Consider the following 22,396-nt stretch of genomic DNA (forward strand, 5'->3'; position numbering starts at 1 on the left):
TCAGTTTGGCGGGAGTAGTCTGAGGCCACTGTCGCCGGTTTTATTTAATCAACCCCGACACCTCTGACTTTCCGACTGAAGTTGCTTCACAGGAGACTCACCATGAAACTTGCATTTGCCAGTACATTGGCGATATCGGTTTTAGCCTTGTCCGCCTGCTCTGTTCCTACCGCCCCGACAGCGGTTTCCTCACTCGACACGCTGTTCACCCAGCCGGTCGGCCGCAGCAGCGCCGCCCAGGTCAAAAGCGGTCCCGGTGTCTCACTGGGCGTGGTCTACAGCCCAAGCACCCAGACCAACCGCGAATACCTGCGCGACTATCAGGCCAACGCGGGCACCGGTTTCGGCCAGAGCCTTCTGGTGCAACCGATCCATGACGCCTATGTCGCCACCTCAAAACCGGACATGGCCGTGGATTGGGTGAAAGCCTCGCTGCAACGCCAGTTCGGCTCGGTGACGGTGTACCCGGACATGCAGAGCCTGCGCGCGGCCAATCCGGACGTGGTGGCGATCGTCGACACTCACAGTCAGTTGATGACCTCGCGCAGTTCCGACATCAAGGCGGATGTGAGTGCGGATTTTTATGACGGGAAGTTTAACTATATCGGGACGGCCAAGGGGGCTGAGGCGAAAGAGTTGACGCCGGTGTGGGCGGACTTCAAGCGTTCAGAGGAAATTGTTGCGGATATTAATCAGCAGCAGGAAGTTCAGGTTCGGGCATTGCAGAAGTTTGACCAGTCGCTCAGTAATTTATTGACCAGGCCGACAGATAAAGTGTCGATGCTCGATACTAAACAAGGTCTTAATGTGCGGTGATAGTTAGACCGCTGCCCTCACCCTAACCCTCTCCACCTTGGGGGAGAGGGCTGGGGTGAGGGGGTAAGATTTAACGGACACAAATAAATCAGCAGAAATAAAAAAGCCCCCGCATCTCACAATGCAGGGGCTTTTTCATTCAGCAGCTACTCAAGCAAGCTCAAGCTCCGTAGTCGCTGCAGCAGCAGGCACAACCGCCTGACCGCTCAGCGCCACGTCGTTCAGCTCACGGTTGGCCACCGCGTACATGGCGTAGTCGGTGCCGCTAGCGGCTCGGATTTCCACCAGCATGGCGCGCCAACGTTCGATCATGGCTTCGTGCTGACCCATCCACAGCGCCAGACGTGCTTCCACGTCCAGATCGCCGTTGCCCGCTTGCAGGACAGCGATGGTGATCGCGCGTTGCTGCCAGTCGACGTCATCGCGGAACGCTTCACGGGCCAGGGCCTGCCAGTTGTTTTCAACCGGCAAGGCGCTGATCTGCGAGATGTACCAGGTGATGTCCAGCGCGCTACCCACGGCGAAGTACGCCTTGGCCACTTCGGCTGGATCCTGACCGGTTACATCGGCAGCCTCGATGATCGGCAGCAGCGTGTAGAGGTGGGAAGTCCCCGCGACCATACGCGCCAGCAACTCCGGTACACCGGCTGCGACGTAAGCCTGATAACGCGCCTGCCAATTTTCGCGGATTTCGCCGCTCAGCAGTTCGTCCAGCTTCAGACCCAGCTCCTTCAGATGCGGGCCGAAATGCGCGACGTCACGGGCAGCGTTCTGCTCGTTGCGACGGGCACGCAGGAACCAGCGCGTAGCGCGACGGCCCAGACGCATCAGCTCATCCATCAGCTCCAGTTGCACGTCAGCGGAGACCTGATAGTCCAGCGCTTCGATCTGACGGAACCAGTGTGGGAGGTGGAAAATGTCACGCACGATCACGTAAGCGCCCGCCACGTTCGCCGGGGTCATGCCGGTGGACTCTTTGAGTCGCTGAACGAAGGTGATGCCCATGTGGTTGACCAGATCGTTGGCGATCTGGGTGCTGACGATCTCGCGCTTCAGACGGTGACGGCGCATGGCATCGGCGAACTTGCTGACCAGGCTCGGTGGAAACGCGGTTTCCATGTCGCGGGTCAGGTAGTCGTCGTCCGGCACCAGCGAGTCCAGCAGCTGCTGCTTGAGGTCGATCTTGCTATACGAGATCAGCACCGACAGTTCTGGACGCGTCAGGCCCTTGCCAGTCGCGGCGCGCTCGGTGAGCTGCTCCTCGGTCGGCAGGTACTCGATGGCGCGGTCCAGCTTGCCACGGCCTTCCAGATCGCTCATCAGGCGTTTGTACTCGGCGGCACGCTCGTAGGCACGGCGGGCAGCCAGGGACAGGGCCTGAGTCTGCTTGTAGTTGTTGCCCAGCACCAGACCACCGACTTCGTCGGTCATGCTTGCCAGCAACTGATCGCGTTGCTTGCCCGTCATGTCGCCGGCCTGAACCACTTCGTTCAGCAGGATCTTGATGTTCACTTCGTGGTCGGAGCAGTCCACGCCACCGGCGTTGTCGATGAAGTCGGTGTTGGAACCGCCGCCATTGAGACCGAATTCCACACGACCCAGTTGGGTCATGCCGAGGTTACCGCCCTCGCCCACCACTTTGCAGCGCAGTTCGTTGCCGTTCACGCGCAGTGCATCGTTGGCCTTGTCGCCGACATCGGCGTGGCTTTCGGTGCTGGCCTTGACATAAGTACCGATACCGCCGTTCCACAGCAGATCCACCGGCGCCTTGAGCAAGGCGTTCAGCAGTTCGGTCGGGGTCAGTTTGTCGGCCTTGATGTCGAAGCGTTCCTGCATCTGCGGGGAGATGGCAATGCTCTTCGCGCTGCGCGAGAAGATACCGCCACCTTCGGACATGATGCTGGTGTCGTAGTCGGTCCAGGCCGAACGCGGCAGGTCGAACATGCGCTGACGCTCGACGAAGCTGGTCGCCGGGTTCGGGTTTGGATCGATGAAGATGTGCATGTGGTTGAAAGCCGCGACCAGTTGCAGCTTGTCGGACATCAACAGGCCGTTACCGAACACGTCACCGGCCATGTCACCCACGCCGACCACGGTGATGCTGTCTTCCTGGACATTGATGCCGCGCTCGCGGAAGTGGCGCTGTACGCCAACCCAAGCGCCTTTGGCGGTGATGCCCATTTTCTTGTGGTCGTAACCGGCCGAACCACCGGACGCGAATGCGTCACCCAGCCAGAAGCCGTAGTCGATGGCGATGCCGTTGGCGATGTCGGAGAAGGTCGCAGTGCCCTTGTCCGCGGCGACTACCAGGTACGGGTCATCGTCGTCATGACGCACGACGTTGGCCGGCGGCACCAGGGCGCCGTCTTTCAGGTTGTCGGTGATGTCCAGCAGACCCGAAATGAAGATGCGGTAGCAGGCGATGCCCTCGGCCGCGATCTCGTCACGGCTGCCGCCCAATGGCAGGCGACGCGGCAGGAAGCCGCCCTTCGCGCCCACTGGCACGATGACCGAGTTCTTCACTTGCTGGGCTTTTACCAGGCCGAGGACTTCGGTACGGAAGTCTTCTTCACGGTCAGACCAGCGCAGACCACCGCGAGCGACGTTGCCGAAGCGCAGGTGCACGCCTTCGACGCGTGGCGAGTACACAAAGATTTCGAACTTCGGAACCGGCTTCGGCAGCTCAGGGATTGCGTGCGGGTTGAACTTGAAGCTGAAGTACGACTTGTTCTGGCCGTTGGCATCAGTCTGATAGAAGTTGGTACGCAGGGTGGCTTTGATCAGGTCCAGGTAACGACGCAGGATGCGGTCTTCGTTGAGCACCTGAACATCGTCCAGTGCAGTCAGAATCGCTTGTTCCAGACGTTGTTGCTTGTCTTCCAGATCATCGCTGCCCAGCTTGCGCGCCAGGTAGAAACGGGTCTTGAACAACCGGGTCAACTCGCGAGCGATGTCGGTGTGGTTGTTCAGGGTGCTGGCGATGTAACCCAGGTCGAAGCCCAGACGAATCTGCTTCAGGTAACGGGCGTAAGCGCGCAGCAGCGCGACGTCGCGCCATGGCAGGCCGGCAGTCAGCACCAGACGGTTGAACGCATCGTTCTCGGCATCGCCACGGACGATGTGGACGAACGCGTCCTGCAGGGTGTCGTTGAGCTGCTGGATGTCGAGGTCCAGGCCTTCGGCAGCGGTGAACGCGAAGTCGTGGATCCAGAACTCGCGGCCGTTGGTGTGACGCAGGCGGTACGGGAATTCACCCAGCACGCGCAGGCCGAGGTTTTCCAGGATCGGCAATACGTCGGACAGCGCCAGCGGGGTGTCGGCGTGGTACAGCTTGCAATGCAGCTCGCGCTGACCGGACACCTGACCCAGCGGCTGATAGAAGCTCATCACCAGCGGATTTTTTTCGTTCAGGCTCAGCAGATGCTGCATGTCGACCACGGCCGAATGCGCAGCGAAACGCTCGCGGTAGCCGGCCGGGAAGCCTTTCGGGAAATCCGCCAGCACGTTGGTGCCGTGGGCTTCACCGAAGCTTTCGACGGTCAGTGCAGCGTAGTCGTCCTGCCAGCTGCGGCAGGCCTGTACCACTTCTTTTTCCAGCAGCAGCGGGTCGATGTCGAGGCGGTTCTTCGGATCGACGCGCAGGATCAGCTGTACGCGGGCCAGCACGGACTCGGAGAAGAACGTCCAGAATTCGCAGTCGGTAGCCTTCAGGCGCTCCATCAGGACTTGCTGGATCTTCTGGCGCACTTCGGTGGAATAAATGTCACGCGGCACGTAGGCCAGGCAGTAGCAGAAGCGACCGTACGGGTCTTTGCGCAGGAACACGCGGATCTTGTTGCGTTCCTGGATCTGCACGATCGACATCACGGTGCTGAACAGCTCGTCGACCGGGGTCTGAAACAGGTCGTCACGCGGCAGTACTTCCAGAACCTGCGCCAGTTCCTTGCCCAGGTGAGCCTTGGACTGGAAGCCGGAACGGCGTTCGATTTCTTCGACCTTGCGGCGAATGAACGGGATAACCCGCACGCTCTCGCCATACACCGAAGAGGTGTACAGGCCCATGAAGCGGTGTTCCTTGATGACGTGGCCGTCAGCATCGATTTCGCGGATCGACACGTAGTCCGGGTAAGCCGGACGGTGCACGCGGCTCGGGTGCGCAGCCTTGGCGAACGACAGCAAGGTCGGTTCGCGCAGGTAGTTCACGGCGTAGTCTTCGATGTGACGGTCTTCGTTGGTCAGACCGGTGCGCAGCAGTTTGGTCAGACCGAGGAAGGAGTTCTGGTCGTATTCGATGTGGCCGCCATCGGCCTGATCGACAACGGTGAACTCTTCGTAGCCGAGGAAGGTGAAGTGGTTGCCCACCAGCCATTCCAGGAAGCTCTTGATTTCGGTCTTTTCGTCGGCATCGACGGCGAATGCGCTGTTATCGAGCTTGGTGAGGATTTCCTGCACCTTGGCCTTCATCGGCTCGAAATCGGCAACCGCGACGCGCACTTCACCAAGCACCTGTTCCAGCTCTTTGCTCAGCACGTTCAGTTCGGCCGCGTTGGCGCAGCGGTCGATTTCCAGGTACATCAGCGATTCATGTTGCACGCCTTCGCCGGTGCTGCCTTTTGGCAGGATTTCCAGCAACTCGCCCTTGCTGCCACGACGCACGCTGAGCACGGTGGTTTGCAGGGTGTGGATGCTGTAGCCGCGGCGGTTCAGCTCGGTGCGGACCGAGTCGACCAGAAATGGCAGGTCATGGTGCAGGACTTCGACCGCGGTGTGGGTCGACTGCCAGCCATGACGCTCGTAATCGGGGTTGTAGACGCGCACTTGCGGTTGCGCGTGATCGAAGCGCTCAAGCAGGCGCCACGCGGAAAGAGTACAGCCAGCGAGGTCGGAGAGGCGACGTTGGGTCAGCTCGTCCAGGGAAATGATGCCGAAGAATTGTTCAGCGAACAGCGCCACTTGTGGCAGTGCCTGTTCACTGATGTGCTGCGCCAGTGCCGCTTGCAGTTGGTGCTGGAAGTCGGCTTTGCTGGCTGCGGTGAAGAACGCCATCTGTGGTACTCCGCTTAAGCTTGTTATTGATGGAAAGCGTCGCGTGCAACACCCCTTTCGGGGCTTGTGTCGCCCTGTTCCTGATTCTCGGGCAGAGGAAACAGGGGGACAGGTGGGTGAAGCTGGACGAGACACTCAGGTCACATTCACCTTCCATTGAATGGGCATCTGCAAAAACGACTGTTGGGGCTGCCGACAATGTCTTTACGGGTGCTCATCCGTTGCGCAGCTTAATGGGTGCGACAATGTGTCTGCTTGCGGTGCTGCGACATATTCGGTCATTGGCACGTAAACCAAGGCTTTGGCAACGGTAAACACTAGCAGCCACGGTGGAAAATGCTGGTCTGAATGCCCGATTTCACGGTACATCCGTGCCAGAAATGACCATTGACCTGTGTCGCGTTCACGACACATCCTCTGACACTCTCACATGCAGAAATTCCCGAGGGCTGGCAGAATCGCGCCCAATTGCGACCAACACGCCCGCCGAGGCAGGAATTCCCCATGCAAATGACCACCGCCCTACTGATCGTCAACCCGTGCGACGACGAAGAAGACAACATGGCCATGCTCTGCTGCCACAGCGACAAGGGCGATATGTTTCTGATGAGCCGCTACCCGGACGAGGACGAACTGGAAATCACCCTGGACGGCGAACCTTCGACCCTCGACGGCGTAAAGGTCACCTTGAGCAAGACGCTGCTGAAGATCGAAATCGCGGCGGCGGATGCCGATGCGTTGAATGGGGATGATGTGCTGGAAATCACCTTCAACCCGGACATGGTGGATCTGGATGAAGTTGAGGAAACCCTGAAGAACATTCTGGATGGCACCGGGACTTACATCAGCCAGATTTGATGTTGGCCACACGGGCCCTTTCGCGAGCAGGCTCGCTCCCACTCTGACCGGTGTACGCCGTTCAAATGTGGGAGCGAGCCTGCTCGCGAAGAGGCCTTGAAGAACACCGCACCTCTCCCCCGCTACAAAAATCCAACAATTACCCCGGTCATTTCCTGCACTTTGCGCAAAATGCCGTTAGTCGCCACCCCCCTCGATGGATTAAAGTAACGCCCCCAGCCCCGGCGTTATCCGAACGCCTGGGGCCACCCTTTCCAGGAACAGTCACCGATGGAACATCGTGAAGCGCTGCTGGCGCTGCGAACCTTTCTTTCAACGCAGATTCTCGGCCAGGAAAAACTCATCGAGCGCTTGCTCATCGCCCTGCTCGCCGACGGCCACATGCTGGTCGAGGGCGCTCCGGGTCTGGCCAAGACCAAAGCGATCAAAGAACTCGCCGAGGGCATCGAAGCCCAGTTCCATCGCATCCAGTTCACCCCCGACCTGCTGCCGGCCGACATTACCGGCACCGAGATCTATCGCCCGGAAACCGGCAGTTTCGTGTTCCAGCAAGGGCCGATCTTCCACAACCTGGTGCTGGCGGATGAAATCAACCGCGCCCCGGCCAAGGTGCAATCGGCGCTGCTCGAAGCCATGGCCGAACGTCAGGTCAGCGTCGGGCGCAGCACGTACGAACTGTCGCCACTGTTCCTGGTGATGGCCACGCAGAACCCGATCGAGCAGGAAGGCACCTACCCGCTGCCGGAAGCGCAGCTCGACCGCTTCCTGATGCACGTGAAAATCGGCTTCCCGGACGCCGCCGTCGAACGCCGGATTCTGCAACAGGCCCGTGGCGAAGCGCTGAACGGCGAAACCAAGCCTGAACGCCGGGTCAGCCAGCAGGCGATCTTCGCCGCGCGCAAGGAAATCCTCGGTCTGTACATGGCCGACGCCGTGGAGGAATACCTGGTGCAACTGGTCATGGCCACCCGCACCCCGGCCAAATTCGACCCGGAAATGGCCGAGTGGATCGCTTATGGCGCTAGCCCGCGCGGCTCCATCGCCCTTGACCGCTGCGCCCGTGCCCACGCCTGGCTGGCCGGGCGCGACTTCGTCAGCCCCGAAGACATTCAGGCGGTGCTGTTCGACGTGTTGCGTCACCGCATCATTCTGTCGTTTGAAGCCGAAGCCGCCGGCATCGATCAGGATCGTGTGGTGCAGCGGATTCTCGACGTCGTAGCCGTCGCTTGACCCCCATGAACGCCCCCCTGCCGTCCGAACCGGGCATCCGCATCAGCCTCACCGACCTGATCGAGATGCGTCACCGTGTGCGCGAAGTGCAGCTGTTTTCCACGCCGAGCCAGCGCAGCCCGCTGATCGGCCTGCATCACTCGAAATTCCGCGGTCGCGGGGTCGACTTCGATCAAGTGCGGGTCTATCAGGCCGGCGACGACGTGCGCACCATCGACTGGCGCGTGACGGCACGTACCCAGGAGCCGCACACCAAGCTGTTCCATGAAGAGCGCGAGCGGCCGATCTTCATCATGGTCGAGCAGAGTACCCGGCTGTTTTTCGGTTCCGGGCTGATGTTCAAGTCGGTGCTCGCGGCGCAAGCGGCGGCGCTGATCGGCTGGGCCGCGTTGGGCCACAACGACCGGGTCGGCGGGCTGGTGTTCGGTGACAACGAGCATTACGAAATCAAACCGCGCCGCAGCAAGCAGAGCCTGTTGCAGTTGCTCAATCGCCTGGTGAAGGTCAATCAGTCGCTGCACAGCGAACGCGAGCCAGACCGCGACGCCCTCGGCGTGGCGCTGCGCCGGGCCCGCGAGGTGTTGCGCCCGGGCAGCCTGGTGATCGTGATCTGCGATGAGCGTGCGCTGTCCGACAGCGCCGAACAGCAACTGAGCCTGCTGTCGCGCCATTGCGACCTGCTGATGCTGCCGCTGTCCGATCCGCTGGACCACGCCCTGCCCGCCGCCGGGCTTTTGAGGTTCGCGGAAAGAGGCGCGCAACTGGAACTCGACACGCTCAATTTCGACCTGCGCCAGACTTATCGCGCTCAGGCCGAAGCCCGCATCGCGCGCTGGGAATTGCTCGCGCAGAAACTGCGGGTGCTGCTGATGCCGTTGAGCACGCAAAGTGAAATGGTCGAGCAGATGCGTGAATTCCTCAATCCGCAGCGCCCGGGGAGCAGTCGATGAACGGCCTCGAGCAACTGCAACCCCTGATCTCCCCGCCCCCGATCGACTTCTGGCCGCCGGCGCCAGGTTGGTGGTTGCTGCTTTTATTGTTGCCGCTGCTGGGTTTCGGGGCGTGGCGCCTGCGCCGGTTCATACCGACCAGGAAACGCCCGATCGTACGCGCCGAGCAACCGCTGGACCCGGTGCGCATCGCCGCGCTGGCCGAACTGGCACAAATGCCCAAACCCTACGACGGCGCGCCGGCCGGGGCGTGGCTGCAGCAACTCAACGGCTTGCTCAAGCGCCTGTGCCGCAACCATTACCCCTACAGCCAGAGCCACACCCTCAATGGCCGCAAATGGCTGGCGTTTCTCGACAACCGTTGCCCGGCCGCCGGCCTGACACGCTGGATGGTGCTGGTCGAAGGCGCCTACAAACCCGAATGCAAACTCGACGACAAAGCCATCGCCGGCCTGACGCAAGCCGTCGACACCTGGATTCGCAAGCATGTTTGAGTTCGCCTGGCCGTGGATCTTCGTGCTGCTGCCGCTGCCGTGGCTGATGCGCCTGGTGCTGCCGGTGGCCGACAGCGGCGAGCCGGCGCTGCGCGTGAGCTTTTTGTCCGACCTCGAAGGCCTGGCGCGTCGACGTGCCCGCGCCAACCTGCCGGCGTGGCGCCAACAAGCGCCGTTCCTGCTGCTGTGGCTATTGCTGCTGAGCGCCGCCGCGCGTCCGCAATGGCTCGGCGAACCGTTGCCGATTGCCGCCAGCGGTCGTGATCTGCTGGTGGCGGTGGACGTGTCCGGCTCGATGGATTTTCCCGACATGCAGTGGCAGGACGAAGACGTCAGCCGCTTGTCGCTGGTCCAGCATTTGCTCGGCGATTTTCTCGAAAGCCGTGACGGCGACCGGGTCGGTCTGATCCTGTTCGGCAGTCAGGCGTACCTGCAGGCACCGCTGACTTTCGACCGCCACACCGTGCGCGTCTGGCTCGATGAGGCGCGCATCGGCATCGCCGGCAAGAACACCGCCATCGGCGATGCGATCGGCCTGGCGCTGAAGCGCCTGCGCATGCGTCCGGCACAAAGCCGGGTACTGATTCTGGTGACCGACGGGGCCAACAACGGCGGCGAAATCGATCCGCTGACCGCGGCAAAACTGGCCGCCAGCGAGGGGGTGAAAATCTACCCGATCGGCATCGGTGCCGACCCGCAAGACAGTGGCAGCACCGGCTTGCTCGGGGTCAACCCGAGCCTGGACCTCGATGAACCGGCACTCAAGGCCATCGCCGCCGCCACCGGCGGTCAGTACTTCCGAGCCCGCGACGGCAAGGAGCTGCAAGCGATCAAGGAGACCCTCGATCAACTCGAACCGGTAACCCAGCAGCCGACGCAGGCGCGCCCGGCGCAAGCCTTGTATCAGTGGCCATTGGCGTTTGCCTTGCTGCTGAGCCTGTTGCTGGTCGCCCGTGAATTGTGGCCGGACAACCCGCTGCAACGCCTGTTCACCAAGGAGCTGTATCTGCAAAGTCCGTTGCCTGACTGGCGCGCGCGCCTCAAACGCCTGCGTCTGCGGAGGCGCCGATGATCGCGCTCTGGCCGCACTGGTTCCGCCCCTGGTGGCTGCTGTTGTTGCCGCTGCTGGGCTGGCTGCTCTGGCAACTCTGGCACCGGCAGAAGCGCGCCGGGCGCTGGCAGATGATTCTGCCGCCGGCGTTCCACGCCACCCTGCTCAGCGGTGGCAGCGGACGCGACAGCAAGCTGCCGTGGGTTGCCCTCGGGGTGGCTTGGCTGCTGACCCTTGTCGCGCTGCTCGGGCCCAGTTGGGAGCGGGTCGAACAGAACAGCCAGAAACCCGCCGATCCGCTGGTGGTGGTGCTTGAACTGACCCCGGAAATGCTCGCCACCGACTCACCACCCACGCGTCTGGAACAGGCCCGGCGCAAGCTGTTCGACCTGTTGCAGGCCCGCAGCGATGCGCAAACGGCGATCGTCGTCTACGCCGGCAGCGCGCATACGCTGGTGCCGCTGTCGGATGACCTGGCGACCAGTCGCAATTTGCTCGACGCGCTCAAGCCGTCGTTGATGCCGGAAAGCGGCCACCGCGCCGACCTTGGCGTGAGCAAGGCACTGGCATTGCTCAAGCAAGGCGCGCTCGGTCAGGGGCGGATTCTGCTGATCGGCTCCTCGCTGACAGAAGAAGAACGCCAAGGCATTCGCCGCGCCCTCGGTAAACAATCGGCGCAACTGCTGATGCTCGGCATCGGCACCGCCGAAGGCGCACCGATTGCCCAGGAGGACGGCAGCTTCCTCAAGGACGAACAAGGCGCGATCCGCGTGCCGCAACTCGACAGCCCGAGCCTCGGCGCTTTTCTCGCCAGCGTCGGCGGCGAATACCACAGCGCGCGGCTGGACGAGACTGATCTGCGCGCCCTCGGCCTGCTCGACGGCCCCCGCAGCCTGCGCAACGACGGCCAGACCGTGCGCCTCGACACCTGGGCCGATCAGGGCTACTGGCTGTTGTTGCCGCTGTTGCTGCTGGCTGCCTGCGCCGGGCGACGTGGCTGGCTGTTCTGCCTGCCACTGCTGTTTTGCCTGCCGCAGCCAAGCTACGCTTTCGACTTCGAAGACCTGTGGCTGCGTCCCGACCAACAGGGCCTGCACCTGCTCAAGCAGAAGCGCCCGGCCGACGCCGCCGAGCACTTTGAAGATCACCAGTGGCAAGGACTGGCGTTGTATGAGGCCGGCGATTACAGTGGCGCCGCTCAGCGTTTCGCCGAAGGCAGCGATGCCCGCGCCCACTACAATCGTGGCAACGCCCTGGCGAAAAGCGGCGAGCTGGAAGCAGCCATCGACGCCTATGAGCAAGCGCTGGAACTGCAACCGGATTTGCGCCCGGCACTGACCAACAAGGCGCTGGTGGAAAACCTGCTCAAGCAGAAGCAGACTCCGCCGCCGGCAGAACCGCAGACGCCACCGGCCCAGCCGAACCTGCCCGGCGATGAGCCACCGCCGGCGACCGCGCCGCCAGCGGCAGTCAAAAGCGAGACCCCGAGCGAGGCGCAACCCGGCGAATCGACCAGTGAACCGCCGCCGACCACGCCGCCGCAGCCAGGCCCCAACGAAGTGCCGGGCATTGATGAAGCGGAAGAAACGAACACCGTGCCGACGCTGCGTCCAAGCGAGGACAACCTCGAAGGTGAGCAACGTCAGGCCCTGGAACAATGGCTGGGCAAAATCCCCGACGACCCGGGCGAACTGCTGCGACGCAAATTCTGGTACGAACAGCAACAACATCAGGATCAGGAAAAAACTCGATGACCCGTTTCACCGCTCTCTTGCTGCCCCTGCTGATCTGCACGGCCACCGCCCAGGCGGCCGAGTTGACGGCCAGCGTGGATCGCAGTCGCCTGAACTCCGGCGAGACGGTCGAACTCACCCTCGAAACCAGTGATGTCACGCAGTTCGGCAAACCTGACCTGACGCCGCTGGAGCCGTTGTTCGAGGTGCGCGGTACGCGCCAGGTCAACCAGTTGAACACCCTCAGTGGCGACAACCGCGCCACCACTCGGTGGATCATCACCCTGCTGCCGAAAGAGAACGGCAGCGTGGTCATTCCGCCGCTGCAACTGGGTGATGTGCAGAGCCAGCCGATCACCGTGCAAGTGGTCGAGAGCGACACCCGCGAAGAAAAAAGCAATCCGGCGCCGGTGTTCATCGAGGCCAGTCTCGACCAGTCCAGCGTGTATGTGCAGGCGCAGGCGATCCTGACGTTGCGTATTTACCACTCGGTGTCGCTATACGACGACAGCAGCCTGACCCCGCTGCAGATCGCCGATGCACGGATCGAGCAACTGGGCGACACACGCACCTACGAAAAAGACATCAACGGCGTGCGCCATGGCGTGATCGAGATGCGCTACGCGATCTACCCGCAGCACAGCGGCTTGCTGCTCATCGCCCCGCAGACGTTCAGCGCCACGCTGGTCGACACCCAGCCCAGTCAGGACGCCACCGCGCAAGGACCGAAACCGGGCAAGCTGCTGCGCGTCAATTCCGCCGAGATTGCGCTGACGGTCAAACCGAAACCGCTGACCTATCCGGCCGATGCGCCATGGCTGCCCGCACGCAGCCTGAGCCTGAGCGAAAGCTGGAACCCGGAGCCGGAGCACATTCAGGTCGGTGACTCCCTGACCCGCAGCCTGACCCTGAAAGCCGAAGGCCTGGCCAGTTCACAGTTGCCGGCCCTGCCCGCCACCGACGCCAACGGCCTGCGTCGCTACCCGGATCAACCGGTGCTGAGCAACCAGAGCGGCGAGCGCGGCCTGATCGGCAGCCGTGAAGAACGCGAAGCGCTGGTGCCCAGCCGCAGCGGCGCCATCGAACTGCCGACCGTGGACGTGATCTGGTGGAACACCTTCGAGGATCACCTGGAACACACCAGCCTGCCGGCGCGCACTCTGCAAGTGGCGAACAACCCGAGCCTGCAGGTCGACACCCCGGCCGGCACCCTGCAATCGGCCAGCGTCGACAGCGACACCCTGTGGTGGTGGAAACTCAGCACGCTGATCCTCGCCTGCACCACCCTGCTGGGCTTCGGTCTGTGGTGGCGTGCGCGCTGGCAGCCGGCGGTGCACCGCGCCGCACAAACCGGCCCGAGCCCGCGCACCTTGATGGACGACATCAAACGGGCGAGCCAGGCGAACGATCCGCAAGCGACGCGGCAGGCGCTGGATGCGTGGGCGCGGCAGCAGCCGGAAACGCTAGCGGACATGGCAGCGCGGTTTGTGCCGTTGTCGGATGCGCTCGACGGCCTCAACGGCGCGCTGTACAGCGAGACCGGTCAGCACTGGCAGGGTGAGGACTTGTGGCGGGCGATCCGCACGATTCCGGCAGCGGAGCGAGTGCAGGATCCGGTGGGTGACAGCGGCTTGCCGCCGCTTTATCCGAAGTGATTTCTGTAGGATTTATAGCCTGACAGCAAGCCGCTCAGCCCAACCGGAAAGGCCCTACGTCAAACGCCGATTTATCTGACTTCACCGATGTGCCCATCTTCCCCCACAGTCCTGTGCCTTACACAGACACAGGGAAATGTGGATGCTTACCGCCGGCCAATCCGTCGTTTTCAGACTCGATATCAAGGACGTTCCCCACGACTTTCAGGTATACGAGTTCTGCGCCAGTGAGGCGCTCAACCAAACCTACAGGGTCGAACTCGAACTGGTCAGCGAGCACCGCGACCTTGATCTCGAGTCCTTGCTGCACCGTCCAGCGTTTCTCTCATTCTGTGCCAACGGCGATGGCCTGCATGGTCAGATTTATCGAATCGCCCAAGGTGACTCCGGTGCTCGCCTGACGCACTACCAGATTGTTCTGGTGCCGTATCTGGCTTACCTCGCCCACCGCCACAATCAGCGGATCTTTCAACAGCAAAGCGTTCCGCAAATCATCGCTACCCTCTTGAGCGACCATGGTTTGCAGCCCGATGCCTGGCGTTTTCAACTCGGTGCCGATTACCCGCCACGCCTGTACTGTGTGCAGTTCGACGAGACAGATCTGCACTTCATCCAGCGCTTGTGCGAGGAAGAAGGCCTGCACTTTCATTTCCAGCACAGCAGCGATGGGCACCTGCTGGTGTTTGGCGACGACCAGACCGTCTTCCCCAGACCTGACGCGCCAACCGCTTATGCGCAAGGCAGGGGCATGTTGGCCGACAAGTCGGTGATCGACCGCTTCAACGTGCGCCTGGAAACTCGTACCAGCCACGTCAGTCGCCGCGACTATCACTTCGAAAAACCCACGGTGCAACTGGACGCGGAAGTCAAAGAGCAACGGTTGCCGGCGCTTGAGGATTACCGTTTTCCGGGGCAGTTCACTCATCGTGATCAGGGTAAGCATTTGAGTCGGCGCGCGCTTGAGCGGCACCGCGCCGATTACCGTCAGAGTCAGGGGCGCAGTTATCAAAGCCTGATGCGCAGCGGCAGTTTCGTCGATGTGAGTGAACACCCACGCGCCGACTGCAATGGCTTGTGGCTGCTGACGCGTGTTGAACACGTCGGCCGACAACCGCAAGTGCTTGAGGAAGCATCAGCCGCCCCGACTACGGACGATGGCTTCAGTCAGGGCTATCGCAATACCTTCGTCGCGACGCCTTGGGAAGTGATTTTCCGTCCCGCACTGCAACACCCAAAACCACGAATGACCGGCCACCAGCACGCCGTGGTGACCGGGCCGGCCGGCGAAGAAATCTACTGCGACGCCTATGGACGAGTAAAAGTCCAACTGCTGTGGGATCGCGAAGGCCAGCTCAATGAGCAATCCAGTTGCTGGTTGCGCGTCGCCACTGGCTGGGCCCATGACCGATACGGCAGCGTGCAGATTCCGCGCGTTGGCATGGAAGTACTGGTCGGGTTCACCGAAGGCGATCCGGACAAGCCGTTTGTGACAGGTTGCCTGCCCAACGCGACGACGCCGCTACCGCTGGACCTGCCGGCCGAACGCACGCGCAGCATTTGGCGTAGCCAGAGCAGCCCCGGCGGTAGCGGCTATAACGAACTGCGCATCGAGGACAGAAAGGGCGTTGAAGAAATCGCCATTCGCGCCCAGCGTGACTTGGCTCAGTGGGTGCTCAATGACCAACGGGTGCAGGTCGACAACTCGCACACCATGGTCGTCGGCGGCGTTTGCAGTCTTGACCTGCGCAGTGATGAGCATCATCTGACCCACGGCAATCGCCTCACCGAACTCAAGCGGGACGACCATCTTTGGGTGCAGGGCGACCGCCATATTCGGGTCGCCAGCCAACGACTCAGTGCCAGCGAGCAAATTCACCTCGGCGCCGGCCAGCAAGTGGTCATCGATGGCGGCACCCATGTAACGATCAAGGCGGGCGGGCATTGGCTGACGCTGGGGCCTGAGGGCCTCTGCAGCAGCGTGCCGATTGTCCAGGGGGGCGCGCCTGCGGTTGGGCAGCCCGCAGAACCGTTGGTGGCGGGCGCGTTGCCGTTGTTGAAGCTGACGGTAGATCCGCTTCAGCAACGCATCAATCTGCTTTCAAACAGCACATCACGCTGCCTGATTTGCGAGGCGAGCCCAGCATGAACTTCTCGCCTTTACTGCCCACAGACCTGCCGTGGAATGAGCAACTCGCTTTTGTATTGCTGGACGGCGCGAGCCAGACAAACCTGTTGGAGCGCTTGAAACAGCATGACCCCGGCGTCAGCTCTATCGCCCTGTTCGACGGCACGCCCTTCACCGAGCTACGGGACATCTCACCGCTGTTGGTGACGATTGAACACCCTGAGGCGGCCATTTTTCAGTTCTATTGCGAGCATGCCCAAGAGGAATGGGGGGTGCTGCTGTTCAGCCCTGAGCCTGCCCATGCCGTGGCACAGCATTTGCGAAAACTGCTGGCGGTTGAAATCACGGAGGACCTGCCAGTCATGCTGCGACTGGCCGATGCTGCCGTGGCGAACGTGCTGTTTGGCAGCGACGATCAACGACTGTTTGGCCCGCTGTCCTGTGTCCTGACGGCTGATTGCGTTGCTGCGAATTGGCATCGACACCAGCCTCGTCTGCCTGAGCGCCTCGACCTGCCGACGCCCTATCGCCTGAGTGCTGAGCAAAATTCAGCACTGGACCAGGCGGATCACCGCCGCGCGCTGATCGAACTCGACGCCCATCTGCTCAGCTACTTCCCGGCCCACCATGACGGTAAAACCCTGGCCCAGCGCTGGCCACGGCTCGAACAGCTGCGGGAGCAGGCCCGTGCGCTGGATTTGAGCAGCAAGTCCGAACTGTTCTTCTACGCCAACGTCATGGCCTCAATGGAGGGCGCGACGCCCGAACAGCATTCGCACATTCATCAATTGCTGCAGACGTCATCACTGCAACCGCCCGATGAGCGCGTTGCGCTGGCTGCAGAGCTTGCTCATCAGTGGGCCATTCAACGGGGCCAATCATGACATCACTCGCCAACCTCGCCGCGGCTGCGGCCTCCAAAACGCCGATTGGCTCGCTGGGCGCCTGCCCCTTGCGCAAAACCCACGTGCAGCTTCTGCCTTTGCGCTACGGCCTGGTGGAAAAAATCGTCGCCCCCGGCGCCTCGCTGAAACTGCCCTACGCTCTGCAGACCCGACAACTGGGCATCCGCAGGCTGCGCGATGGCTGGTTATATGTGATCGATAGCGTGACCGGCCACTTGCATGAGTACCGGGTTCTCGATGGATCGATCAGCGCCTTGCTGCACAAGGGCGCCAAGGTCGACAGTGACCAGCGCACAGCGATCGAAGAGCGCCCGGCACTGGTGTTTTCCCGACGCAGCCTGTTGCATGTGTGCTTTGCCGAAGTCCAGTGGGCCGCGGCCAAATGCGCGCAAGTGACCGACAACCCCAAGGAGCGCGAGTACTTCATGCAGGCCATCGATCTCGGCCCGGTGAATTGCGAAACCGGTGGCGAGCACCTGTTGACGGTCACACAGGCGAGGACATGGATGGCAGAGATCGCGACCGTGCCGACCAAGCAGGCACAGGCTGAAGAAAATCGCGCCATGCTGAAAAAAGCCTCGCCAGCAGACGCGGTTCTAATGCCCGAAGTTGAGGTCTACAGCGCCCCCGAGCACGAACGCGAACCTTATCTGTGGGAGCAGCCTCGACGCTTTCGCGACGCGCATATCGGTGAGTTGCTCGGGCGGGTGCGCCCGGCTTATCAGGACGACACGCTGTTTCTCGTGATTGAGGACGATCTCGGGGTGCTGCGTGACCTCGCCAACTATCAAGATACAGTGGCCGGTTGGCTCGACCACTGGAGCAATACCTACAACAACGAGCGTGATTATCTGCTGGCCTGCTATATCGAGTCCCTGAGCCAGCTCAGTCCGGCAGATGTCGGCAACCTGAACAAGGCCAGCGATGACCCGGCGGTCAACGCCCTGCTGGGCGATCTGCAACAGTTGCCTGAGCCCACTCAGGGACGCACGCGCGAAGCCTTGCTTAACTACTTGAACAAAGGCGGCAAGGTCGAGGTGGACGGTGTTCCCGTCCCGCCCGAACTCGAGCAATTGCGCAGCGCGGCGGCGGCTGAAGCAAAGAAGATGCTTATGCTTCAGGGCGCAGCGCCAGACCTCAATGCGCACCGGCGCGCAATTGAAGACGCCGACCGCACCTACTACACCCGCCAGCACTTTGCGATGGCACCTCCCGACTTCGTTGAGCGGCATCTCGCAACGCTGATCAAACTCGGCAGGGAGCAAAACAACCGTATTGAGGACGTGCTTGAAGGCTCCCGTCTTTCCGGCAAACGCGGGATCAACGATTTCATTGATCGCCCGGCCATGGACGAGACGCTGTTTCAACACCGCGCCGACCTCAAGCGCTGGAACCGCTTGCTCGAACGCATCACCGCCGACCGCACGGACCTGGTATGTGCCGGGCGTTTCCATCGCTCGGCCTGGTATTACGATGCGCACCACCCGCAGCAACTGGCCGAGGCCTTCGCGGCCGAATACGCCTGCATCAAAGACATCTGCCGCAGCGACCACGCCAGTGAAAAAATGCTGGGGTTTCTGGAAGAACACCCGCAGATGACGCGATCGCCGTTCTATACCTTGCCGCTACGGGTCAGACCTGACCTGCTGGTGCAATACAGCCTGCTGTCGAATGCCGGAGCCGGCCTGTTCAACAACCTTCCCGATTGGCTGGAAACCCTGCGCAACCTCGAGCATCCGCACCTGCCGGCCCTCGATGATTTACCCGAACATACCCGAGCCCTCGCCGACGCGGTGCAACACAGTTACAGCCCGGCGTTGAATCTGGGGCTGAGCCGCGCACTGGAAGGCTTCGACCTGGCGCAAGGGAAAATCCCCGACCTTGACGAACTGTTCCGCCATCTGCCCAAGGCATTGCCGGCACGCATCCTCGATGCGGCGAAAAGCACCGGAGTGACCTTCACCGTCGCCACCCCGGCCGAACACAAGGCGCTGCAAACCGACATCAAGGACCTGCTCCGCGAACGTGCCGACCTCAAGTTACTCAACAATGAGCGCAACCGGCTTACCCACAATAAAAATCTCGCGGGCCACAAGACTGCACGTGCGATGGAGTTGCAGACCGAGATCGTTCGGGTGCGTGCCGGGTTGACTCAACTTGAAGGCAGGCTCGCGGGCGCGCTGAGCCCGATTGCCGAATTGCCGGATGCATCGGTGCGCCTGTACGGCGCCGCCCCCGCCCGGGCGGGAGTGACGGTGGTGTTCGCTGCGGCGCAACAGCAGGAGGTGAGGAGTTTGCTGAAGAACATTCGGCTGGGGGTTCAGAGTGTGCCGAGGGCAGATTTGATCAAGAGTGAAGGGGTTGGGTTGTTGGTGTTTTTGGCGCAGGCGGTGAATTTGGTGGGGGTTTATCGGGAAATGATGAAGCAAACCCGCAACGAACGAGTCTGGAAGACATTCGGCAACGCAGCGGCTGCCACAGGTGCTGCGGGGTTTGCGGCAGCACAAAGCCTGGCAGATACCGCTTTGAAAACGCAGAGCGATAGGCTGGTCCGATCAGCTCAACATCACGCGTTAGAGAACGTGCATGTGCAGATGGGGAAAATGCATGTGGGGCTTGGTTTTGCTACCTACATTTTTGGGCTTTCATCATCATTGGTAAGCCTCAATACACAGCAACAGAATTGGCAGAACTCCACGCGAAGTGGCAATCGTGCGGCACAGGCAAGTGCTGCTCTTGCCACAACAGGCGCGAGCGGCATGGTTGCAGTTAACGCCTACGGCCTTGGTCATACCGTTTACGCCACTTTTCAAGTGGCGAAAGCCGGAAGTGCTGCGGCACGAACCGCTGCCTGGGCCGCCGCAGGGACACGGCTGTCCACCGTATTTTTCCGGGTCAACCTGGCCGGTGCGTTGTTCACCGTACTGGAGCTGGGCGGCACCTGGCTGTACAACCGCTACAACATCAGCACCCACGACAAGTGGCTGAGAACCACACCCTGGAGCCTGGACAGTGATGAACGCGGTAACTACACCCTGGATGAGTACCAGCGTTACCTCGGCGACTTGATTCATGCCCCTTTTGCACTACTCGGCCCCGAAAAGCATGACTCACTGCTGAAGAACCTGTTTTTGCGCGCCAAGCCCAGTGATATTCATCTGGAGCTGCCGGGCGTACAACTCAGTGACTTCCAGCCACCGTTAAGCGGTAAAGCGTCTCACCGCCTGGGCATCGGCGCCCATCGGTTGTTTCGCCCGCTCGACAGCCGCGGGGTCGCGCGGGAACGCAAGGATGAGATCAGCAATGAAGTGGCGGACAGCCTGCAGATCGTGCAAACAAATCCGCTGATCCTGTGCCTGAAATATCCGCTTAATCGTGAGGCGCCGTTGACCCCCGTGGTCGAGACACTCGAGTTGGGCGTGTGCGTGCAAAAGCTCAACGGCAAAGGCGAGTGGATCTCTCGCACACACTTCATTCATCTCAACCCTCGAGGCGAAGGTCGTTACCCTTCGTTACCGCCCAAATCCGTCACCGAGCCCCCGCCCCTGTTACTGGTTGAAACCCATTTGCTGGAGCTGGTCGACCATGCCCAAAAGCCTTGATCCCGTGCCGGCGCCGCACCTCGAGCAACCTCGCAAGGCAGGCGATGTCGAGCCTTTTCCCAGCGGGAAGATCACCTATCTCGCGCCGTTGCCGCTGCCGACACTACTGCCACCTCGTGGCCCGCATATTGGGGAGTTAAATGAGGTGTACATGGACTTCGGGTTGGGATCGCCGCAAGTGTTCTCATGGCAAGTCATATTAGGAGGACCATTCAGTGGGGCAGTTATGATCGCCTTCCTGTTTCCGCTGTTGGGTGGTTTTCTTGGCGTTGTATTTGGGTATGGCTGGGAAGACATTCGGGACTCAATAGAAGGGATTTTCCAGGCGTCTTACGAAATGGCCCTGACAACAGGCTTCATCAGCCTCTTCATCGGCCTCTGCGTCTGGCTCCACAATCACAACAAACGCGCTGAAACCATCCCCACCCGCTTCAACCGCCAACGCCGTGAAGTCTGCTTCATGCCCGAGGACGCCACCGAACCGCTCTTCGTCCCGTGGGAGTCGCTCTCGGCCTGGGTCATCGAAGCCCAAAGCGCCACCCAGTACGGCATCCGCCGCCAATACGGCATGGGCATCGGCTTCCAGCATGGCGAAGTCCTCACCAGCGTCGAATTCCCTTGCACCGGCCTGCCCATCGCCATCAGTCATTGGGAAGCCATCCGCGGCTACATGGAGTTCGAGGTCAACGACCTCAAATCGATTCAGTACCAGCAAGACCTGCAAGGCCCCGACGATCCGCCCCATGAAGGCCTGCACACGTTCCATAACGCCCGCGCGCGCATGCATCAGCAGATCCGTGATGGCGAGCGCGGCCGGGTGTCGGGGTTCTTCTGGTACCTGTATCACGTCATGACCTTCTGGACGCTGCCCAATCATTTGGTCGAATGGGAAATCCGCCGCATCAAGGCCATGGGCCAACACGTATTGCCCGAGGTTATGCGCCAGTGGTCAGAGCCGCTGCCAAAAGACCAGTGGGCCAAGCCGAGTGAAGAACTGCTGCGAATGAGCGCACAGGTCAGGACACTACAAAAACGCCTGCCACACCGGGCGATCACCGCGATATTTGCTGAAGTGCAGCGAATGGACAGCAGCACCACACATCGCGCATGAAGCGAACGCAAGGAGATGATCCACCGTGTTACTGGTTGAAACCCATTTGCTGGAGCTGGTCGACCATGCCCAAAAGCCTTGATCCCGTGCCGGCACCGCACCTCGAGCAACCTCGCAAGGCAGGCGATGTCGAGCCTTTTCCCAGCGGGAAGATCACCTATCTCGCGCCGTTGCCGCTGCCGACACTACTGCCACCTCGTGGCCCGCATATTGGGGAGTTAAATGAGGTGTACATGGACTTCGGGTTGGGATCGCCGCAAGTGTTCTCATGGCAAATTATTTTAGGGGGTCCCTTTACCCTCGTATTCATGATTACTCTTCTGTTCCCGCTGTTTACGGGATTTCTTGGGGTCGTTTTTGGTTATGGAGGAGAAGCTATTTGGGACTCAATGATCGGGGTATTCCACGAAGGTTATGGAAACGCGCCAATAGCCGGCTTCGGCACCCTCTTCATCGGCCTCTGCGTCTGGCTCCACAACCACAACAAACGCGCCGAAATCATCCCCACCCGCTTCAACCGCCAACGCCGTGAAGTCTGTTTTATGCCCGAGGACGCCACCGAACCGCTCTTCGTCCCGTGGGAATCACTCTCGGCCTGGGTCATCGAAGCCCAAAGCGCCACCCAGTACGGCATCCGCCGCCAATACGGCATGGGCATCGGCTTCCAGCATGGCGAAGTCCTCACCAGCGTCGAATTCCCTTGCACCGGCCTGCCCATCGCCATCAGTCATTGGGAAGCCATCCGCGGCTACATGGAGTTCGAGGTCAACGACCTCAAATCGATTCAGTACCAGCAAGACCTGCAAGGCCCCGACGATCC

14 protein-coding genes are annotated in these 22,396 nt (G+C 61.3%); 13 read left to right on the forward strand and 1 reads right to left on the reverse strand.

Features of this window, described 5'->3' with window-relative positions; all coding sequences use genetic code 11:
- Positions 1-102 precede the first annotated feature (102 nt).
- The gene (locus tag U862_RS0127350) at positions 103-816 is read left to right on the forward strand and encodes a hypothetical protein (protein ID WP_025113317.1); all 714 of its coding nucleotides are present in this window, start codon (positions 103-105) and stop codon (positions 814-816) included.
- Between the two features lie 150 nt (positions 817-966).
- Here U862_RS0127350 and U862_RS0127355 read toward each other — a convergent pair whose 3' ends face one another.
- Positions 967-5,862 (reverse strand): NAD-glutamate dehydrogenase, encoded by a 4,896-nt coding sequence (locus U862_RS0127355; protein ID WP_025113318.1) that lies wholly within the window; start codon positions 5,860-5,862, stop codon positions 967-969.
- A gap of 504 nt (positions 5,863-6,366) precedes the next feature.
- On the opposite strand from U862_RS0127355, the gene U862_RS0127360 reads away from it, so the two are divergent.
- The 12 genes from U862_RS0127360 to U862_RS29230 form a co-directional block, all read left to right on the forward strand.
- A complete protein-coding gene (locus tag U862_RS0127360) occupies positions 6,367-6,720 on the forward strand; it encodes a hypothetical protein (protein ID WP_007968580.1) in 354 nt (117 codons plus the stop codon).
- A 270-nt stretch (positions 6,721-6,990) separates the two neighbouring features.
- A complete protein-coding gene (locus U862_RS0127365) occupies positions 6,991-7,950 on the forward strand; it encodes a MoxR family ATPase (protein ID WP_003218556.1) in 960 nt (319 codons plus the stop codon).
- Positions 7,951-7,955: 5 nt separating this feature from the next.
- Entirely contained in the window at positions 7,956-8,900 is a 945-nt protein-coding gene (locus U862_RS0127370; protein ID WP_025113319.1) for a DUF58 domain-containing protein, read from the forward strand.
- Complete coding sequence (locus U862_RS0127375; RefSeq protein ID WP_025113320.1) at positions 8,897-9,394, forward strand: DUF4381 domain-containing protein; 498 nt, start codon at positions 8,897-8,899, stop codon at positions 9,392-9,394. The genes U862_RS0127370 and U862_RS0127375 overlap by 4 nt, the downstream gene beginning before the upstream one ends.
- Positions 9,387-10,466, forward strand: a complete 1,080-nt coding sequence (locus U862_RS0127380) for a VWA domain-containing protein (RefSeq protein WP_025113321.1) — start codon at positions 9,387-9,389, stop codon at positions 10,464-10,466. The genes U862_RS0127375 and U862_RS0127380 overlap by 8 nt, the downstream gene beginning before the upstream one ends.
- Positions 10,463-12,199, forward strand: coding sequence for a tetratricopeptide repeat protein (locus tag U862_RS0127385; RefSeq protein ID WP_025113322.1), 1,737 nt, complete (start codon positions 10,463-10,465; stop codon positions 12,197-12,199). Before U862_RS0127380 ends, U862_RS0127385 begins: the two co-directional genes overlap by 4 nt.
- Entirely contained in the window at positions 12,196-13,833 is a 1,638-nt protein-coding gene (locus U862_RS0127390) for a BatD family protein (protein ID WP_025113323.1), read from the forward strand. The genes U862_RS0127385 and U862_RS0127390 overlap by 4 nt, the downstream gene beginning before the upstream one ends.
- A 142-nt stretch (positions 13,834-13,975) precedes the next feature.
- Positions 13,976-15,979 carry a type VI secretion system tip protein VgrG gene (locus U862_RS0127395; RefSeq protein ID WP_025113324.1) on the forward strand — a complete coding sequence of 668 codons (2,004 nt, stop codon included), beginning with the start codon at positions 13,976-13,978 and terminating at the stop codon, positions 15,977-15,979.
- Positions 15,976-16,842 carry a DUF4123 domain-containing protein gene (locus tag U862_RS0127400; RefSeq protein WP_025113325.1) on the forward strand — a complete coding sequence of 289 codons (867 nt, stop codon included), beginning with the start codon at positions 15,976-15,978 and terminating at the stop codon, positions 16,840-16,842. Before U862_RS0127395 ends, U862_RS0127400 begins: the two co-directional genes overlap by 4 nt.
- A complete protein-coding gene (locus tag U862_RS0127405) occupies positions 16,839-20,465 on the forward strand; it encodes a toxin VasX (protein WP_025113326.1) in 3,627 nt (1,208 codons plus the stop codon). The genes U862_RS0127400 and U862_RS0127405 overlap by 4 nt, the downstream gene beginning before the upstream one ends.
- Positions 20,449-21,576 carry a SoxR reducing system RseC family protein gene (locus tag U862_RS0127410; RefSeq protein ID WP_029977879.1) on the forward strand — a complete coding sequence of 376 codons (1,128 nt, stop codon included), beginning with the start codon at positions 20,449-20,451 and terminating at the stop codon, positions 21,574-21,576. Before U862_RS0127405 ends, U862_RS0127410 begins: the two co-directional genes overlap by 17 nt.
- A 65-nt stretch (positions 21,577-21,641) precedes the next feature.
- A partial coding sequence (locus tag U862_RS29230) for a hypothetical protein (RefSeq protein WP_025113328.1) occupies positions 21,642-22,396 on the forward strand: 755 nt, incomplete at its 3' end.

It is taken from the genome of Pseudomonas sp. H1h (assembly GCF_000633255.1).
Classification (GTDB): Bacteria; Pseudomonadota; Gammaproteobacteria; order Pseudomonadales; family Pseudomonadaceae; genus Aquipseudomonas.

What these genes read in the sequence shown, in the direction of transcription:
- U862_RS0127400 (WP_025113325.1), top strand. Translation starts at nt 15,976, where the DNA reads ATGAACTTCTCGCCTTTACTGCCCACAGACCTGCCGTGGAATGAGCAA.
- U862_RS0127395 (WP_025113324.1), top strand. Translation starts at nt 13,976, where the DNA reads ATGCTTACCGCCGGCCAATCCGTCGTTTTCAGACTCGATATCAAGGAC.
- U862_RS0127355 (WP_025113318.1), bottom strand. Translation starts at nt 5,862, where the DNA reads ATGGCGTTCTTCACCGCAGCCAGCAAAGCCGACTTCCAGCACCAACTG.
- U862_RS0127390 (WP_025113323.1), top strand. Translation starts at nt 12,196, where the DNA reads ATGACCCGTTTCACCGCTCTCTTGCTGCCCCTGCTGATCTGCACGGCC.
- U862_RS0127375 (WP_025113320.1), top strand. Translation starts at nt 8,897, where the DNA reads ATGAACGGCCTCGAGCAACTGCAACCCCTGATCTCCCCGCCCCCGATC.
- U862_RS0127410 (WP_029977879.1), top strand. Translation starts at nt 20,449, where the DNA reads ATGCCCAAAAGCCTTGATCCCGTGCCGGCGCCGCACCTCGAGCAACCT.
- U862_RS0127405 (WP_025113326.1), top strand. Translation starts at nt 16,839, where the DNA reads ATGACATCACTCGCCAACCTCGCCGCGGCTGCGGCCTCCAAAACGCCG.
- U862_RS0127385 (WP_025113322.1), top strand. Translation starts at nt 10,463, where the DNA reads ATGATCGCGCTCTGGCCGCACTGGTTCCGCCCCTGGTGGCTGCTGTTG.
- U862_RS0127365 (WP_003218556.1), top strand. Translation starts at nt 6,991, where the DNA reads ATGGAACATCGTGAAGCGCTGCTGGCGCTGCGAACCTTTCTTTCAACG.
- U862_RS0127370 (WP_025113319.1), top strand. Translation starts at nt 7,956, where the DNA reads ATGAACGCCCCCCTGCCGTCCGAACCGGGCATCCGCATCAGCCTCACC.
- U862_RS0127360 (WP_007968580.1), top strand. Translation starts at nt 6,367, where the DNA reads ATGCAAATGACCACCGCCCTACTGATCGTCAACCCGTGCGACGACGAA.
- U862_RS0127380 (WP_025113321.1), top strand. Translation starts at nt 9,387, where the DNA reads ATGTTTGAGTTCGCCTGGCCGTGGATCTTCGTGCTGCTGCCGCTGCCG.
- U862_RS0127350 (WP_025113317.1), top strand. Translation starts at nt 103, where the DNA reads ATGAAACTTGCATTTGCCAGTACATTGGCGATATCGGTTTTAGCCTTG.